The organism is Enhygromyxa salina, from assembly GCF_002994615.1.
Taxonomy (GTDB): Bacteria; Myxococcota_A; Polyangia; order Nannocystales; family Nannocystaceae; genus Plesiocystis; species Plesiocystis salina_A.
The window spans coordinates 1-16,925 of the sequence record NZ_PVNK01000173.1; the positions used below are offsets into that span (position 1 = coordinate 1).

Sequence of the window (16,925 nt, forward strand, 5' to 3'; positions counted from 1 at the left end):
CCGGGTGATCTTGCAGCTGCTGCCCGAGTAAATCGGCCGCGCGCGCACCCGCGGGTATGTTCGAGCCTGCCCACGGGCCCGATTTTTGGCCCGGCGGGCGGCGCTGGCTTGTTTTTGCGCGGAGGAGACCACGCGTAACTTGTCGGCCCCCCCAGCTACGGTGTTGCAGGAATTCTGACCAGTCCGAGGTGGTGGCCCGTGGGCGAGCCACCCTCTGATCGGAAGATCAAAACGAGAACTCGGAGTCCGGATGTCCTCCAACTCGGAGTCCGGATGTCCGCGCCCTCTGCTGTCCGATGATGGCGGTGGCCTGCGCGAGCGTCACTCGACGGGCAAGAACGCGAGATCGCGCAGGGGGAAGCCGCCATGGTTGACGTAGGCCCAGGTGCCGAGCGCGTCCGAGGTCCCGCGATCGTAATAGCGCAACCCAGCGTAGACCCCATTTCCGAACACGACCTCCGCGGGCACGCCGGTCGGCGACTCGACGTGCGCGGACCAAGTCTGGCCGTCCTCGCTGGTGCTGACGCCGTCGAGGTAGGTCAGGACAAAGCGCTCGCGCGCGTAGCTGACCGCGCCGTAGTCGAGGCCGTTGGCCCCGCAGGGATCCCAGCTCCCGCCGTCGGCGCTGCGCAGACACTGGTTGGGACCGACGGCCACGAAGAGCTCGCCGTTGGACGCGATCGAGCTCAGGTGATCGCCGTCGTCGCCAAAGTAGACCGGCGCCTCGAAGCTCTGGCCGCTGTCGGTGCTGCGCTGCACATACGCGACCTTGGGCGCGTCCCAGGCGTCTTTGTGGCTGCCGACGAGCACGAAGGTGCCGCCGTGGCCCGCGACCCCGAACACGGTCGTGTCGTTGTGGTGCTCGTCGTAGACGCGGGCCCAGGTCTGGCCGCCGTCGTCGCTGCGAAGGATGTGGCTTTGGTGACCGGCAGCGATGAACACCCCGTCGGCGTAGCCGACCGCGTCGAGCTTGCGTTCGTCGAGCCCTTCGAGGCCCCCGACCAGGTCTTCGTCCCAGCTCTCGCCGTCGACGCTGCGCATGATCATCGCGTTACCGGCCCACTCCGTGCCACCACCGCCGACGGCGATGACGACCCCGTCCCCGACCGCGACGGCCCGGAGGATGTCCTCTTCGCCGGTCTCGGCCTGGGTGTCGACGACGCCGCTGCCGATGATCTCGGTCCAGCTGATCGCGTCGCTCGAGCTCGCCCGCCGCCCACCGTCGCCGACGGCCACGAACACCCCCTGGGGGCCGGGGTCGCCGGTCTCCCCCGTGCTCGGGTCGCCGCTGTCGTCACCGTCGCCGTCACCGTCGCCGTCGCCGTCGCCGTCGCCGGTCGGATCCTCGCCGGTCTCGGTCTGCGCCGAGCTGGTCTCGCCCGCGGTCCCGCTCTCGTCACCGAGCTCGGCCGCGCCATCGTCCCCGCCGCAAGCCCCGAGCCCCAGCGCGGCCCAGACGGCGCTGAAGATCAGCGCGGCGGTGCTGTGTGATTTCTGCATCAGCCGTACAGCCTGCTCATGGTCCCGGTCAGACCGATCTCGACGGTGTCGCCGCCCGGGAAGGTGCCCGTGACCGACTTGCGGCCAAAGAAATTTTGCTCGCCGCCCATGGCCTGGATGATCGAGACCAGCAGCGGGTTGTAGGGCTGGCCGACGAGGCCCTCGGGGTACCAGGCCTGGCCCTCGGGGATCGGCCGCGGGGTGGTCTGACCAAAGCGCAGGTAGCGACCGGTCGCGAAGGGGGTGTTTTGTCCGGCGATCATGACGACCGGCACCTGATCGTGGGTGTGGCCCCCGGTTGCGAGCTCGCTAATCCACAAGATGATGGTGTTGTCCATCACCGTGCCGCCGTCCTCGGGGATCGCCGCGAGCTTGTCGGCCATCAGCGCGACCTGCCCGGCGTGCGCGGCCCCCTGGGCCGTGACCACGTCGACCTTGTCTTGGGCCGCCCCGGGCGCCGACTGGTGGGCGTAGTCGTGGTGGTAGTCGCCCGCGCCGCCGAGCATCTCGATCGGGGGCACGTCGGTCTGGAAGCTGACGACGCGGCTGATCCGACACGAGAGCGCCGCGCTCGCGAGGTCGAGCATCGCGGGCAGCCGGTAGTTGTACATCTCGGAGGTCCACTCCCAGCCGCCGTCCCACGGCTCGAGGACCGGCTCGGTGCAGACCAGGCTCTCGAGGGTCTCGACGCGAACCTGAAGGTCGTGGATCAGCGCGCGATGCTGCTCGAGCTTGGACTGATCTTCGCTCGACAGCCGCGGCATCAGCTGCTCGTACTGCGCGGCGGCGCGGGCCAGGACCTCGGTGTGCGCGGCCGCGACCGGGTCGCCCGCCGTATCCGGGAACAGGGTCGAGAACGCGGCCGCCGGGTCGACCACGTGCGGGACCTTGACCGCGGCGCCCTGGGGGTCGAGGCCGTAGTGCATCTGGTGAAAGGTCCCGTCCCACGGGCGGATGCCGTACTCCAGCGAGGCCAGGTCCGTCAGCGAGGAGTCCTGAGCTCGGACGATCTGCTTGATGACCTGATCGAAGGAGGGCGTGAGCGCGTGGCTCTTGACCTCGTCGTAGGTCTCGCGCGCGTAGTTGCCGGTCATCGCCGTCATCCAGCCCTTGGCGTGGCCGTCGCCGTAGGGGTCGGACATCGCCGTCAGGTAGGCGAGCCCGTCGAGCACGATCATGTTTTGGCGGTGAGCGTGGAGCGGGGCCAGGATCGGGCTGAACTCGTCCTGGCTCAGCCCGCCGAGCTCAAACTCGAAGTCGAGCTGGTCCGAGGCGGGCGAGTTGGGCAGGCGCATCTTCCAGCTGTCGTAGTAGACGCCGTGCTCGTGGAAGAACACGACGAGGCGCAGCGGCGGGCCGTCGTTGGGCCCGGCGTGGCTGTTGCGCGAGATGCTGGGCAAGAACAAGGACGCGCCGCCGACCCCTGCGGCCTGGAGAAATTGTCGGCGGCGAAGCGCGGATGACTTGCGGGAGTTTTGGCTGTTCATGTCGGGCTCCTGCGCTCAGTTGGGCGCCGCGTAGCTGCTGAAGCGGGGGTGGGTGACGATTGCGATCATCAGCTCGGTGATCGAGAAGTCGACGTCCGCGAACGCGGCCTCGGTCTCGGCCAAAATCTCGGGCGTGAACATCACGCGGCCGCCGCCGTAGGCGAAGCGCAGCCACTTCTTCGACACGCAGCGGTGGACGTCGGAGCGCTGGGCGAGCGCGCTCATCATCTCGGGCGCGCCGTTGAAGGTCGCGTCCTGGAAGTGGCCCGAGGCGTCGACCGGGTTGCCGTTGTCCTGGTCGCGCCAGGCCCCGAGCGTGTCGTAGTGCTCGAACGCGAAGCCGACCGGGTTGATGACCTCGTGGCAGTACTGGCACTCGTCGGCGGCGGTCAGGGCCTCGTAGGCCTCGCGGTTGGTCTGGCCCTCGGGCGCCTCGGGGATCATCATCGCCTCGGCGACCGGCGGCGGCGGGCCGAGGGGCCAGCACAACACGTCCTCGAGGCTGTAGACCCCGCGCAGGACCGGCGAGGGGTTGAGCGGGTGACCGTGGCCAGCCAGGAACGCGACCTGGGTCATGAACCCGGCGCGCTGGCTTGGATCGAGCTCGACCTCGGTCCAGACCCCGGGCTCGGGCACCGCGACCCCGTAGATCGGCGCGAGGCGCTCGTCGACGAAGGTCCGGTTGGAGGTCAGCAGATCGTCGAGCGTGCCGAGCTCGTCAAAGATCACGTGCTCGACGAAACGCAGGGTCTCCTCTTTGGCCGAGGCCCGCATCGCGTCGTCGAAGTTGTGCTCGGGCAGCTTCGAGACCGTGTCGATCCGCCCGAGGTCGAACCACTGCTCGTGGAAGTGCAAGAAGGCGTCCTTGGCCCGGTCGTCGTCGAGCATCCGCCGGGCCTGGGCCTCGAGCTCGTCCGCGGTCGAGAGCTGGTCCGCGGCGGCGGCCTCGAGCAGGACCTCGTCGGGCATCGTGCTCCACAGGAAGTAAGACAGGCGCGAGGCGAGCTCGTAGCTGGCGAGCGGGGCAAACTCGCCCTCGGCCGGCAGGTCTTCACCCTCGGTCGGGAGCTCGAGGCGGTACAGAAACTGCGGGCTTTGCAAGAACAGCTGCAGCGTCAGCTCGGCGCCTGCGCGCATGTCCGAGCTGCCGGGGGCCTCGAGGAAGAAGACCATGAAGTCCGCGCGCTCGGCCGGGGTCAGCGGACGCCGGAACGCGCGGCGACCGAAGCTGTCGACGAACTGCTGGGCGCAGACCTCACCTTCGCCCGGGTCGCAGCCGAGCAGCGTCGGCAGGTCTTCGGTTGCGAGCCGCGCGAGCTCGCGCGCGTTGTTGTCGTATTGCTCGATCAACAGGCCCGAAGGCACGAGCGCCTCGCCGTCGTTGTCGAAGCCCTCGGAGCTGGGGTCGGCGGTCATCTCGAACACCGGGACTTCGATGTGCGGGAACAGATCGCGCAGCGTGTTTTGGTACTCGAAGTGACTCAGGCGCCGGGCCGGGAGCTTCATGCCCGCGCTGGGCATGTCGCCGTCGCCGGTCGCGTCGCCGTCGCCGTCGCCGTCACCGTCACCGTCGCCGCTCGTGTCGCCTTCGGCCTGGGCGTCGGCGTTGGTCGAGTCGTCACCGCAGGCGGTCGCGACCAGGCCCAGACAACACGTCACTGCGACGCCCCCCAACTTCAGAGCCACTCGTCGCTGCTTCATGATCTCATTGTAGGGTGGCCGCGGGGACTGCGGGCTGAGATCTTGCGTATGGAGTGTTACGGCGAGAACAGATCAATCATGGATTGGCCTGGGCCCAATCCTCCAGCGTGCTGCGGCGAGCTCAGACACGGCCAGCCCCCTCAGCTCGATCCGAGCAGGAAGACCGGCTGCTTGTCGTCGGGCATCTCGAGCAGCTCTTCGTCGCTCAGCCGCGCGTAGATCTCGATCAGGTTCCCGCCCGGGTCGGTCAGCCACAGCTCGTGCAGCGGGGTCCCGTGCCAGGTCGTGCGTGCAGGCTTGTGGATGGGCCACCCTGCCTGCTCGGCGCCAAGCTGCGCGGCGCGGACCGCCTCGCGCGAGCCGACGTCGATGCCGAGGTGATAGAGCGTGTCGTGGTGCAGCTGCTTGCCGTCGTCCACGAGGATCACCAAGTTCGTGCGCAGCGCCGGACTCACGAAGGTCACGTAACGGTGGGTCCACTCCTTGGGCGCGACGCCGAGGAGCCAGGTGTAGAAGCGGGCGGCCGCAGCGAGGTCGGGCACGCGAATGCTCGCGTGGAACTCCTGTGGGTCCGGGCCTTTCGGGACGTCGCGCAGCGCCGCGAGGACCTCGATCCGCGCGCGGAGCTGCTCGCGTGCGACGCGGAAGTGCTCGAGGCGCTCCTCGTCGTCGAGCTGCTCGTGTCCGCGGTCGGGATCACGCAGCGGCCAGGACAGGCGCTGCGCTCGACCGAGGAACACCGGGCAGACCTCTTGTGCACACAGCGTGATGACGAGATCGATCTCGTCCGGGTCGACGGTGCTCACGGACTTCGAGCTGTGGGTCGAGAGATCGATCCCGACCTCGCGCATCGCCTCGATCGCAAGGGGGTTGACGCGCGTCGGCGATGAGCCGGCGGACTCCACCCGCACGGCGTCGCCGAAGATCTCACGGGCGAAGCCCTCGGCCATCTGCGAGCGGGCCGAGTTGGCGACGCACAAGAACAGTAGACTGTCGAAGCGAATTCCGGGCATGACGTTGTCTCAGGGCGAGGATTGGTCAGCCCGCTGAGTAACAAAATGCGCGAGCCACCGCACATCAGCCCCCGCGCGAGGGCTCGCATGAGGGCCCCCGCTTCATCCAGACAAATTCGCCCTCGTCCCAGGTCGCCCAGACAAAGCTCTCGTGGTCCAACCTGGCCCGAAACTGAAACCGGACCGCCGTCGGTGGCCGTCTTCGACCTCGGTGACCTCGGCGGTGTAGTCGACCGTGCGGACGGTGTCCCCGACCCGAAAGGGGGTCGCCCTCGTGTTTCGAAACTGGACGGCGAAGCCACCGACCGGCCAGCCAAACTCTGGCTCCCGAACCACGATTGAGGATCCGTCGACGCACTCGAGCTCGGGCTCGGCCGGGCCAGAGTGAAGGATCCACACAAAGTTGGGCACGCTGAGGCCGCGGCGCGCACGGTTGGCGGCGAGCTTGTCGGCGGCCGGATAGTCCGGCGTGTGCGCTCGTGGGAACGGCGCGAAGCCGGCCCCACGAGCTGCGCGGCGAGGTCAACACACGCAAGTTGGCACGAAGATGCCGGGGGCGGCCCACGCCATGCTGACCCATGTGCCCTTGGCGCCCGAGCGCTGGCAGCCAGCGCTGACCCCCGTGACCACGGCGACTTGGACCGTGATGTAGAGCAGGATCGCCAGCACGAAGGGTTTGATCGGTGGCGCGGCCTTGGCGATCACGCCGCCGAGGGTCGCGACCAGAGAGTTGATCGCCTGGGCCAGCTTGAAGATGTCGGCGATGTCGTCGAAAGCGAAGGGCACGTGAAAACCCCACCAATGGGCCGCGGGGACGAAGCCACTGACGCCCCGGTAGAAATTGTCGGACTGGGCGGTCACGTCGCCGTCTTGGACCGCAAATTGTGGACGCATGCGCATCGCCGTCGCGGCGTCATCGAGCGAGGCTTCGTCGAATTTGGCCAGCTCCTCGTCCGAGAGACCTGCAGCGACGAGGCTCTCGCGCACGGCTCGACGATCGGGCAGCGGCAGGCCGACTTGCTCGAGCGCAGCCGGGAGGTCGTCGAGAACCAGCTGGCGGAAGTCTTCGTCGGTCTGAGCCCGCGTCACAGCGTTGCTGAGGGCGAGCATCTCGGTCGGGGTGAAAAGAGGTGCGTTCATGGGTCGTTTCCTCGGGTTGGGGTTGTGGGTCTGAACACAGGTTGTCGTCTCGCTCTCGTCGCGGCCCGTCCAGGCGCGCGGCGAGGCGCTCGGGTCTAAACGTCGTCGCGGGGCTCAGCGGGCCGTGGCCGTCGTCGTCGCGCCCTCGTACCAGGCGTTCATGCCCTCGACGGCTTGGTCGACGTCCGCCATGGTGTTGTAGATGTGCGGGCACAGGCGGAAGGTGTCGTCGGTAGCGGAGCCGCCGATGCGATAGTCAGGGTGGTCGTAGAGCCACTGGTACAGCGCGGTCCCGGACCGCTCGGGCGGCATCGCCACGCGCACGACCCCGCAGCTGCGATCGGGCTCGAAGGGGGTGATCAGCCGCCAGCGGTCGGGGTGCTCGACCAGGCGCTTCTTGAGGTGCTGGGCGAGCTCGACCACGCGGACGAAGGGCTCGCGATGCTTGCGCAGCGCCAGCCACATCATCTGGGTCAGCGCGAGGGTGATCAGGTTGACGTCATCGCGCTGCCCGATCAGCTCGAAGCGGTGGACGCTGTTGGGCATCTCTTGCCAAGTCCCGATCCGAATCTTGTAGTCGTAGGCGAACACGCTCGGGGCCAGCGCTCGGGCGCGCTCGGGCGCCATGTAGAACATCGCGGTCTCCTTCGGCCCGAGGAACCACTTGTGGGCCGAGGAGGTGAAGCTGTGACAGCGCGGTCGACCGACCGTCAGCGCCCGCGCCCCCCAGCTCATCGTCGCGTCGACGTGGACGTGGGCGTCGGAGGCGTTGCGCTGGACGTGGTCCCAGATCGTCTGGGTCACGGCCTCGGGGATCCGAAAGCCGTCGGTGTTCGAGGTCTCGGTGTAGCTCACGAAGCGGGTGTTGGCGTCGATCTGCTCGGTGAAGGCCTTGGCGATGACAGCATCGGAGGCGCCGCGCTCGAAGCGGACCTCGCGGATCTCGAAGCGCTCGGGCAGGACATCGGCGGGCGAGCGGGTCCAGTTCGCCCGCAGCCGCCAGCTCTCGTTGTTGGTCGGGTGGTTCTCGGTCCAGATCACCACGTTGTCCCGCGGCCCGCCGCCCTCGCGCTGGACCCAGTCGCGAAACCCACCCGCGATGACGTTGTTGGCCTCGCTACCGTTGCGGACCAAGGCGACGTTCTCGGGCTCCGCGCCGATGCCCCTGGCGATCGCGCGGCGGGCCGCGTCGATCTGCTGGATCCGGATCCCGTCGGCGGTCCGCGTCTGCTGGGCGACGTTTTGGTTGTAGGCCAGACGCAGGAGGTTGGCCGCGCGGAGCAGCCGCGTCGGCTCGGGACACAAGTTGGCCGCGTTCATCGGGGTGATCCGGGGGGTCGCGTGGGCGAAGCCGAACTCAGCCTGGAACGCGGCCCAGAAGCCCTCGCCGCGGAGCCTCGAGTTGGCGATCAGCTCGAGCAGGGGCGCGACGGTATCGAGGACCTCGTCACAGATCGGCGGGGGGAGCAGACCCGCAGCGCGGGCAGGCGCGAAGAAAGCCTCGAGGGCGTCGCGCTCACAGGTCTCGGCGGCGGTGATCAGGCAGTCGGGATCGATGTCGTCATTCATGGGGGCCTCGCCCCCTCAGCCTGCAGGGACGGGCTCCCATTCACTATTTCAGGCCCTTTCACGGCCTTTCACGAGGAGCCGCCCCCGCCCTACTGCTCCATCCACGCGACGATCATCGCAAACGCGATGTCCTCGCTCGTCGCGACCGGCTCAACCATCTGCGGCCGCATGTGCTCCGTCGCGAACCCCCGCCGCCGCTCGACCGACGCGTCCTCGAGCACCAGCGCGGTCGCGCCCGCGAGGGCCAGGATCCGCGGGTGCAGCACGCTGTCCTCGCGCCCGAGCTCACCCTCGACGGCGGCCCACAGCTTGGCCCCGTCGCGGCGCTCGATCAGATCGAAGATCTCGACCGCCCGCCGAACCTCGGGCGTGACCGCCTCGGACCGCGCGGTGTCGAGGACCTCGGTCCAAAACCCCGTGCCGTCGAGGGCGATCCACGGCGCGCTCAGGTGATAGACGCCGTAGACCGCGTCGAGCCAGGCCCGGGCGTAGGAGGCCTCGCCGGGGTGCGCGGCGAGGTTGGTGCGCTGGGTGAAGTAGCTGCGGATCGACGCGGTCCCGGCGTAGGCCTTGTGATCGTCGAGCTCCCACAGGCGCATCAGCACCGAGGCCCGCTCCGGCTCCTCGAGCACGTGCTGGTCGGCGCGGCGGTCGGCGATCCGCTCGACGTAGGGCGCCCGCTCGACGCCGCCGAGGACCTCGACCAGCGGCAGCGGATAAAAGCGCAGCTCGAGCAGCACCTCGGCCGAGCGCTTGAAGAAGCGGGCCTTCTCGGCCCCGTTGTCGAGGACCGGGTCGGCGTCGGTGTTGGGCTGGAGCGTGCGCAGGTAGGGGCGCAGGAGCTCGTCGTTGGCGACCAGCAGCGACTCGATCTGGCTCATGCCATGGATGCCCAAGAGCCCGGCCTCGGCCTCGAGCTCGGGCCACGCGAAGGCCTCGGCGCTGAGGTCTCCGACGCCGCCTTGTTGCTGCGAGGCCAAGATCAGCCAGTCGCGGTTGCCGACCCGGTAGATCCGGTAGTCCTCGAACGAGGAGTCGACCGCGGCGAGGACCGAGAGCAGCAGCTCATCCGAGAGCTCGTAGCCGTGGATCCACTGGCCGAGGAGGCCGTCGTCGGCCAGGTAGCGCTTGATCTCGTCGTAGAACTCGGTCGTGAAGAGGCTCGAGACCCCGGCGACCCAGGGGTTGGAGGGCTCGGACACGACCAGGTCGTAGCGAGCCTCGGCCGCGGCGAAGTAGGCCTTGGCGTCGTCGAAGATGATGTGGCTGCGGGGGTCTTCGAAGGTCCGGCGGTTGACCGGATGAAACAGCTTGGCGCCCTCGGCCATGAAGGGCTCGATCTCGACGGTGTCGAGGCGCTCGAGCTTGGGCGAGGCCAGCAAGGTGTGCGAGCTGACGCCCGAGCCCATGCCGATCGTCGCGGCCAGGCGCGCGTCGGGGTTGGCGAGCAGCGGGATGATCGCGAGCAAGAGCTGGGTCGGCTCGTCGCCAGCCAACATCGGGCCCTCGGCGGGGTCGTGGCCCTCGGGCCAGCGCAGGGTGTAGATCGACGCGTCGGGCTTCCCGTTGGTAAACAGCGTGTGGTAGCCCTCGCGGGCCTCGTCCTCGGTCACGGTCACGGTCGCGGTGCGGCCGTCCTCGTGGAGCCGGACGATGTAGTCGTCGTGCATCTTGACGGTCCCGCGGCGGAACACGCCCGAGGCCAGGGTCCGCGGATCGATGTCGAGCACGCCCAAGCCGATCACGGCCACGGCCGCGGCCGCGACCGTGGTCGAGCGGACGAGCTTGCGGACCTGCTTGCTCGGGCGCAGGGCCTGCTCGCGGGCGACCAGCCACACGCCGAGGCCCATGTCGAGCATCGCGCCGAGCACGATCACCGCCTTGATCCCGATCAGCGGGAGCAGGATCAACCCGGCGCTGATCGCCCCGGCGATCGATCCGAGGGTGTTGACGCCGTAGACCTTGCCGACCGCAGACTCGGGCCGGCCGCGGCGCAGGAGCACGTGGGTGACCAGCGGCAAGGTCATGCCCGCGCAGAAGGTCGCCGGGAGCATGATCACCAGGCAGGTCACGTAGCGGACCGCGTTGAACAGGTACCACAGCGACATCGTGCGTTCGCCGTCGAGGTACTCGGTGCTGACCCAAAACACGCCGCCGATCCCGAGCACGCCGAGGCGATAAAGCGGGATCGTCGCGACCGCGGCCACGCCCATGATCAGCTGCACGAGCCCGAGGGTGAGCTCGGGGCGCTTGAACTTGTCCATCCGCTTGCGGACCCACAGCCCGCCGAGGGCGAGGCCGAGCACGAAGACCGAGAGCATGACCTCGAACGAGTGCGTGGCCGAGCCGAGCACCATCGAGAGCATGCGGATCCACGCGATCTCGTACATGAACGAGCTGAGCCCGGTGCCGAGGGCGATCAGCAGCATCAAGGTCAGCAGCGAGGGACCCTGGGTCGCGGCTGCGCGGGGCTCGGGTTCGGAGTCGGTGTCGTCGCGCGGGGGCGCGTCGGCCTCGTCGGCCTCGTCGCCTGCGGTCAGCGGCGCGTCGGCCTCGCGGCCGCGCTCGCGCAAGGTGATCGCCATGATCGCGAAGTTGAGCGCGGCGGCGGTGGCCAGGGTGCCCGGCAGGCCCAGCCACGGGACCAACAAAAAGCCCGACAACAGCGCGCCAAGCGAGGCGCCGAAGCTGTTCGAGAAGTACAAGAAGCTGAGGATCTCGCCCGAGCGCTCACGATCCCGGCGCAGGATCCCGACGCTCATCAGCGGGAAGGTCGTACCCAGCAAGATGCACGGCGGGGCGATCAACAGCGCGGCCGCGGTCCACTTGACGGCCCCAACCCCGCCGCCGCCGACGGCCGGAAACAGCACGTCGTAGCAGAACCGGGTCACGCCCGTGTAGAGGTAGGGGAAGGCCAGCGCGTAGAGGCCGATCAGCCCCTCGATGATCCCGTAGGCGAGCACGGGCTTGCGGATCCGCGCGCTGTAGCGACCCGCGAGCAGCGAGCCGAGCGACATGCCGCCCATGAACAGGGCCAGGACCAGGACCTGGGCCGTGGCCGCGCTGCCGACGAAGAGCTTGAGATAGCGCGACCACAGCGACTCGTAGACGAGTCCGCTGAGCCCGGAGAGGAAGAACAGGAGGAAGAGGTGCCGCGAGCGGCCCATGGCGGCCGAGGATATAGGTTTTTGGGCCGCTGGCACGCGCGACGCTGTGCTGGTGTCCAGTAGCGCCTCGATCCCTCGCCGTGGCGCCTAGATTGCACCCCGGGCTGCTAGAGTGGCGCCGGGCTGAGCTCGTCGATCCACCCGCGCAGGTCGTCCCACGCGCGGGGCAGATCGTCGGGCCATATCACCAGCTCGCCGCCGCCTTGGCCCGTGACAAACGCGCCCCCGTCGGGCGAACGCGCGAGTGACGAGAAACTCTGCTCGTCGGCGCGGACCTCCCGCCAGCGACCGCTGTCGAGATCCCACACCCGCGCCGAGCCGTCGAGGCTGGCGGTGTAGGCCGTGTGGCCGAGGGCGTCGACCTTCACGGTGTGCACGTGATCCTCGTGGGCGCCGAGCCGACGCCGCGCGCCGGTCTCGGCGTCGAGCAAGACGACGTCACCGAAGGAGGTGGCGTAGACGAGCTCATCGCGGCCGGGGATCGTGGCGAGGTCGGTCAGGCCGTCCGCGTCGAGCGCTCGCTTCGCGCTGGGTGCCCAGCTTGGATCGTCGAAGGCGAGGACCGAGCCGATCTGGGCGCCGCTCGAGATCCCAACCCACAAGCGGTGGCGCTGCGGGTCGGGCTCGAGGGCCACGATCCGCGTCGCGTTCGGGATCGGGATCAGCTCGCGCTCGCCGGACTCGGGCTCGAGCAGGTGAACGCCGACGCCCGCCTCCCCCCAGGCGACCCGCTCGCCGAGCCAGCGAAGGTCGCCGCCCTCCCCGGCCTCGGTCGTCACGGTCTGCTCGAGCGCCCCCTCGCGCGACCAGATCCGCAGGGCGCCGTCGCCGTGGAGCGACGCGAGCTGATCGCCAGCGTCCGACCAGGCCAGGCCCTCGTAGGGCGAGTGCTCCTTCGTCGTCCACAGGACCTCGCCCTCGTCAGCCGAGACCACGGTGAGCTCGAAGGAGCTTGCGGCGGCGAGCAGACCGCGGCTCGACCAGTCGAGGTAGTCCGCGCGGAGCCCAGGCCCGGGCCGGACCCGCTGGCGCGGCGCCGGGTCCCACAGGCGCAGCACCCCCTCTCCGTCGACGGTGCGCAGCTGGCCCTCGTCATCGTACACAACCCAGCCCATCGAGCGGTGTCCGGGTTGAGCCTCGGCGTGGCCGTCAGATAAACGCGTGACGAACACGCTGCCGCCCCGACTCGCGCTGGCCAGGTGCGAGCCGTCCGGTGAGAAGGCCAGGCGCGCGATCGGCTGTCGGTGCTGGGGGAGATCGATGCGCCGCTCGCCGTCGAGGCTGACCACGGACACGCTGCCCGCCGAGCCACCGATCGCGAAGGCGTCGCTGTTGGGGTGCCACGCCAGGGTGTAGATGAAGTCGTCTGCGAACTCGAAGCTCGCGGGAGCGCGCGCGTCGGATCCATCGAGCGCCGCGACGAGGACGCGAGGGGCGTCCCAGTCGCGGACCTCGGCGACGACCTGGGCTCCGTCCGGCGAGATAGCGATGGTGCCCCCGGCTCCGCTCATGATCGTCGACAGCGCCCCGGTCTCGGGATCAAACCGACGCAGCACCGCCTCGCCGTCGGTGAGCAGCAGATCTGCGCTCTGGGGCACGAACTTTGCGTGGACCGAGCCTTCGGGGAGCGCTCGCGCGCCGCCACCTCGCTCGAGCAGCCACCCCGACCTGCCGTCCTCGACCGACGCGAAGGCGACGACGCGGCCGCCGTCGGGCGACAGCTGCAGGCGCGTGATCCAGCCCGTGGTCGGCACCTCGATCCGCGTCGACACCCGCTCGTCGACCTCCCACAGCTGGATCGCCGAGCCGTCGTCGCTCGCCCGGACCGCGACAAAGCGGCCGTCACCCGAGATTGAGATCGGACCCTCCTCGACCACGAGCGAGGTTGCGATCGTCGCCTGGGTGAGCACGTCGAACACATGGAGCTCGCGGCTCTGGCCGTCGATGAGCAGGGCCCGGCGGCCGTCCGCGCTGACCCGATCGAGGCTCAGGTCCGCGGGCCAGCGGCTGATCGAGCGGGGGAACCCGCGCTGGCGGGCGTCGCTGGCGATGACCCACGCTGCGCCCGCGAAGGCGTGATCGTCGTGGAGCTCGCGGAGCTTGGCGAGGGCCTCGACCGGGGATTCGGGCACCAACAGGGCCGCCTCGGCGATCGTCACCGCGTCCTCGCGGCCACGAAGCTCGCGCTCGGCACCGTCGGCGCGCTGACCTTCGAGCTCGAGCTCGCTCGCCATCGTCGCCGCCTCGGTCTCGTGATCTCGCTCGAGCTCGGCCACGAAGAGAGCGGCGACGCCGACCAGCGTGAGGCTCGTGGCCCCGAGCGCCCACCGCCTGCGCCCCGCCACGCGGTCGCGGCTCAGCTCGCGCAGCAGCGCGCTCATGTCGGGGAAGCGCTGGGCGGGATCGGCCGACAGCCCCCGCGCGAGCAGCTCGCGCAGCCACCTCGGGCTGCTCGCCGAGCCCTCGAGCTCGACCTGTTGCCCGGCGATCACGTTGTCGGCCAGCTCGGCGTAGGAGTCACCCGCGAAGGGCCGGGTCCGATGGAGCGACTCGTGCAAAGAGACGCAAAACGCGAACTGATCCGAGCGCATGTCGGCGGCGTCGCCGAGGTGCTGCTCCGGCGCCATGTAGGCCGGCGTGCCCAGGAGCGCGCCGGTCCGGGTCAGCGGCAGGGCCGGCTCCGCCTCAGCCTCAGCCTCGGGCCGCGCCTGGTCCCCGCGGGTCGCCTCACCCGGCTCGGCCCGCGCGATGCCGAAGTCGAGCACCCGCACCCGGCCGTCCTCGTCGATCAGCACGTTGTCGGGTTTGAAGTCGCGGTGGACGATCCCGGCCCGGTGAGCGGCCTCGAGCCCGCGCCCGGCCTGGATGTAGGCGTCCACGATCTCGCGGGTGCTGCGGGGACGCTGGCGGACCCACTCGCGCAGCGTCTTGCCGGCCACGAACTCCATCGCCACGAACACTTGCCCGCCGCTCTCGCCGACGTCGTGAACCTGGACGACGTTGGGGTGCGAGAGCCGAGCGAGGGTCTGGGCCTCACGCAGGAGGCGGCTGTGGTGTTGGGGGTTGTCGTCCTTGGGCTCGTGGAGCAGCTTGATCGCGACCTTGCGGTCGAGCTCCTGATCGTAGGCCGAGAACACCACCCCCATGCCGCCGCTCCCGAGCCGCTCGAGCACGACGTAGCGGCCGATCTCGAGGTTGTCGGGCGCCTCGCCAAAGACCCGCTCCCAGACCAGGTTGCGCAGCCGCCTCTGATCGACCCGGTTCAGCTCGTCGCCGAGTTGATCGAACTCGGACGAGCCGAGCGTGGTCTCGAGCAGCACCTCGCTGGGGATGTCCTCGCCGAGCACCCACTGAGCTTGGCGCCTGGAGCCGGGGCTCCGCAATGACCCGGAGCTCTTGGGGTTTTGGGGGCCTCGGGGGTCTCGCTCGTTCAACATCATCGTCACCACTGATGTGTCGAGACTTGGCGGGCTGATCACTCGTGGGGCAGAAAAATCGCGAGACCCTGGGCGACGGGGTCCTGGGCCGTGGGGTTCGTTCAAGATCGGTGCGTTACGGGGGTGTAGGGGGCGATTTTGAGATCGGCGGATGTTGTGGACTGCCAGTGTGCTGCAACCGAGCAGGATCACGCGGGGAGGGCGCCATCGCGGTGGCGGGCGCTGGGGCGAGGCGAAGGATCAACTCGCCGCGCGGTGGTCCTGGACGCGGGGGAGTACGAGCTCGAGTGGACCGCGACGGACGCGGCGGGCAACCAGGCCCTACAGACGCAGTTGCTATCATGCCGTCCGTAATGCTCACGAAGGCGCTGTCGCTCACGCTGCTCGGTCTGGTGGTCGCGGCGGCCGGATGTGAGCGCGAGCCAGAGGCAGGGTTACCTCATCTTCACCAACAGGTTCGGACTTTGGATCTATTTTCGGCGGGGTCTCCGGGGTCTCCGGGGTTGGGAGAGGTGGGCACGAGAGCACGCAAATGCTCGCCACCACCACCACGGAAATCATGCCACCGCTTCCCCCTCTTCCACGTGTATCGCGCCTGCACACCTCGCCCCTGGTTCATTCGTGATCGCAGCCCTTGGCAGGTCTCGTCCCCAGAGCTCGGCTCAGCCTGTGAGCCCCTCGCCCATCTCGAGAGTCACCAAGACCACCTCACCCCTCGGGCACGACGCGCAGCGGATAGACACGATCGTAGGACGGACTTCCCGGCAGCCGAACCACATACCGACCCGCGGCCAGCTCGACCGGCTCGGCCTCCCCCGGCACCCCGAACGCCACGCTGGGTGCCCGCTCCGCACACGGGCCGCAGTGATGCGCGAACATCGGATACGCAGGCCCATCGAGCTCCAATCGGTAGCTGCCTGCGCTCGAGATCTCGAAGCTGGTGAAGCCCCAAGGTGTACCTCCAAGGGTCTCCGGCCCCGCGTCAGGCCCGAGGCCGTCCACCGAGCACGAGACCCCCGCGTCGACAGCCCACGCATCAACATCCCAGGCCACGGGCGGCAGCGAGCACGCTGGCAACAGCATCGTGCAACCGCGACCGCGCGCAAGGAAGGCTTGGTGGGCGGCCTCCAGAGACGATCCGAACGCCTGCTCGAACAGCTCGGCGATGGCCTCGCCCGAGTCGTTCCGATCGGTGCCGTCGTAGAACGCGAGGACGGCGGAGGCTCCGTGGACCTCGATGAGATCGGTGACGAACGCCCCCGCGGTCGGGTAGTCGATCTCGAGCTTGCGATCGGCGCCGATCATCGACAGCGCCTCATCGAATTCCTCGGCCACGTAGGGACCAAAGATGTGATCACCCAGCGCCACGGCGAGACCCTCGTCGAAGAAGCGCTCTCCCGGTCCGGTCCAACCGTTGACGACGGCATGCACGAATTCGTGCTCGACGAGCGGGCCGGACGAATAGACTCCCCCCGGCAGCGCGCAGGCGTAGGCATCCAGTCCGCACAGCTCGTCGACGCTCGCCTGACGCAGCCAGTAATACTCGATCGAGACATCGGCGACGCTGCGCTCGAACAGCACCCCAAGCGCCTCCACGTGACGATCCATCCACACCAGGGTCCCACCGCACGGCGACGCTTCGCCCTCGATGCCCATGCTCACGTACATGCCGTGCTCGCTCAGTTCGGGCAGCTGCTCCTCCGGCTCGCCCTCGCACCCCGACATCGGCGCGCCCACGCCCAGCAGCGAGAGCAACAGCGTCTTGGCCTTCACGGACGACATGATAGCAGCCCGGGGTGCAATGCCTCGCGCCGCCTCGCTTGGCCTTTTCGCCGAGGGCTTTGTCGCCAAAACTTGCAGTACGCCCGGTACAGCGGCGTTTTGGCTTCGCGCCCTCGGCGAAAATTCCGG

At 69.1% G+C, this 16,925-nt stretch carries 9 protein-coding genes; all 9 read right to left on the reverse strand.

All coding sequences use genetic code 11. The features are described 5' to 3' along the window. Positions 1-321: 321 nt before the first annotated feature. Complete coding sequence (locus ENSA5_RS20130; protein WP_106393302.1) at positions 322-1,500, reverse strand: WD40/YVTN/BNR-like repeat-containing protein; 1,179 nt, start codon at positions 1,498-1,500, stop codon at positions 322-324. Further along, positions 1,500-2,987 (reverse strand): DUF1552 domain-containing protein, encoded by a 1,488-nt coding sequence (locus tag ENSA5_RS20135; protein ID WP_106393303.1) that lies wholly within the window; start codon positions 2,985-2,987, stop codon positions 1,500-1,502. The genes ENSA5_RS20130 and ENSA5_RS20135 overlap by 1 nt, the downstream gene beginning before the upstream one ends. A 15-nt stretch (positions 2,988-3,002) precedes the next feature. Beyond that, on the reverse strand, positions 3,003-4,688 hold the full coding sequence (locus tag ENSA5_RS20140; protein ID WP_181197970.1) for a DUF1592 domain-containing protein: 1,686 nt from the start codon (positions 4,686-4,688) through the stop codon (positions 3,003-3,005). Positions 4,689-4,828: 140 nt separating this feature from the next. Next, on the reverse strand, positions 4,829-5,701 hold the full coding sequence (locus tag ENSA5_RS20150; protein ID WP_106393305.1) for a VOC family protein: 873 nt from the start codon (positions 5,699-5,701) through the stop codon (positions 4,829-4,831). 522 nt (positions 5,702-6,223) lie between these two features. After that, entirely contained in the window at positions 6,224-6,841 is a 618-nt protein-coding gene (locus tag ENSA5_RS20155) for a hypothetical protein (RefSeq protein WP_106393306.1), read from the reverse strand. 114 nt (positions 6,842-6,955) lie between these two features. Then, complete coding sequence (locus ENSA5_RS20160; RefSeq protein WP_106393307.1) at positions 6,956-8,410, reverse strand: aminotransferase class V-fold PLP-dependent enzyme; 1,455 nt, start codon at positions 8,408-8,410, stop codon at positions 6,956-6,958. 89 nt (positions 8,411-8,499) lie between these two features. Next, the gene (locus ENSA5_RS20165; protein ID WP_106393308.1) at positions 8,500-11,577 is read right to left on the reverse strand and encodes a fused MFS/spermidine synthase; all 3,078 of its coding nucleotides are present in this window, start codon (positions 11,575-11,577) and stop codon (positions 8,500-8,502) included. A gap of 107 nt (positions 11,578-11,684) precedes the next feature. After that, a complete protein-coding gene (locus ENSA5_RS38935) occupies positions 11,685-14,924 on the reverse strand; it encodes a WD40 repeat domain-containing serine/threonine protein kinase (RefSeq protein ID WP_219906817.1) in 3,240 nt (1,079 codons plus the stop codon). Between the two features lie 798 nt (positions 14,925-15,722). Further along, a complete protein-coding gene (locus ENSA5_RS20175) occupies positions 15,723-16,787 on the reverse strand; it encodes a hypothetical protein (RefSeq protein WP_106393309.1) in 1,065 nt (354 codons plus the stop codon). Positions 16,788-16,925: the final 138 nt, after the last annotated feature.

Bases quoted from the DNA above. Each gene is read 5' to 3' on its own strand.
- ENSA5_RS20130 (WP_106393302.1), bottom strand. From the start codon at position 1,500: ATGCAGAAATCACACAGCACCGCCGCGCTGATCTTCAGCGCCGTCTGG.
- ENSA5_RS20135 (WP_106393303.1), bottom strand. From the start codon at position 2,987: ATGAACAGCCAAAACTCCCGCAAGTCATCCGCGCTTCGCCGCCGACAA.
- ENSA5_RS20140 (WP_181197970.1), bottom strand. From the start codon at position 4,688: ATGAAGCAGCGACGAGTGGCTCTGAAGTTGGGGGGCGTCGCAGTGACG.
- ENSA5_RS20150 (WP_106393305.1), bottom strand. From the start codon at position 5,701: ATGCCCGGAATTCGCTTCGACAGTCTACTGTTCTTGTGCGTCGCCAAC.
- ENSA5_RS20155 (WP_106393306.1), bottom strand. From the start codon at position 6,841: ATGAACGCACCTCTTTTCACCCCGACCGAGATGCTCGCCCTCAGCAAC.
- ENSA5_RS20160 (WP_106393307.1), bottom strand. From the start codon at position 8,410: ATGAATGACGACATCGATCCCGACTGCCTGATCACCGCCGCCGAGACC.
- ENSA5_RS20165 (WP_106393308.1), bottom strand. From the start codon at position 11,577: ATGGGCCGCTCGCGGCACCTCTTCCTCCTGTTCTTCCTCTCCGGGCTC.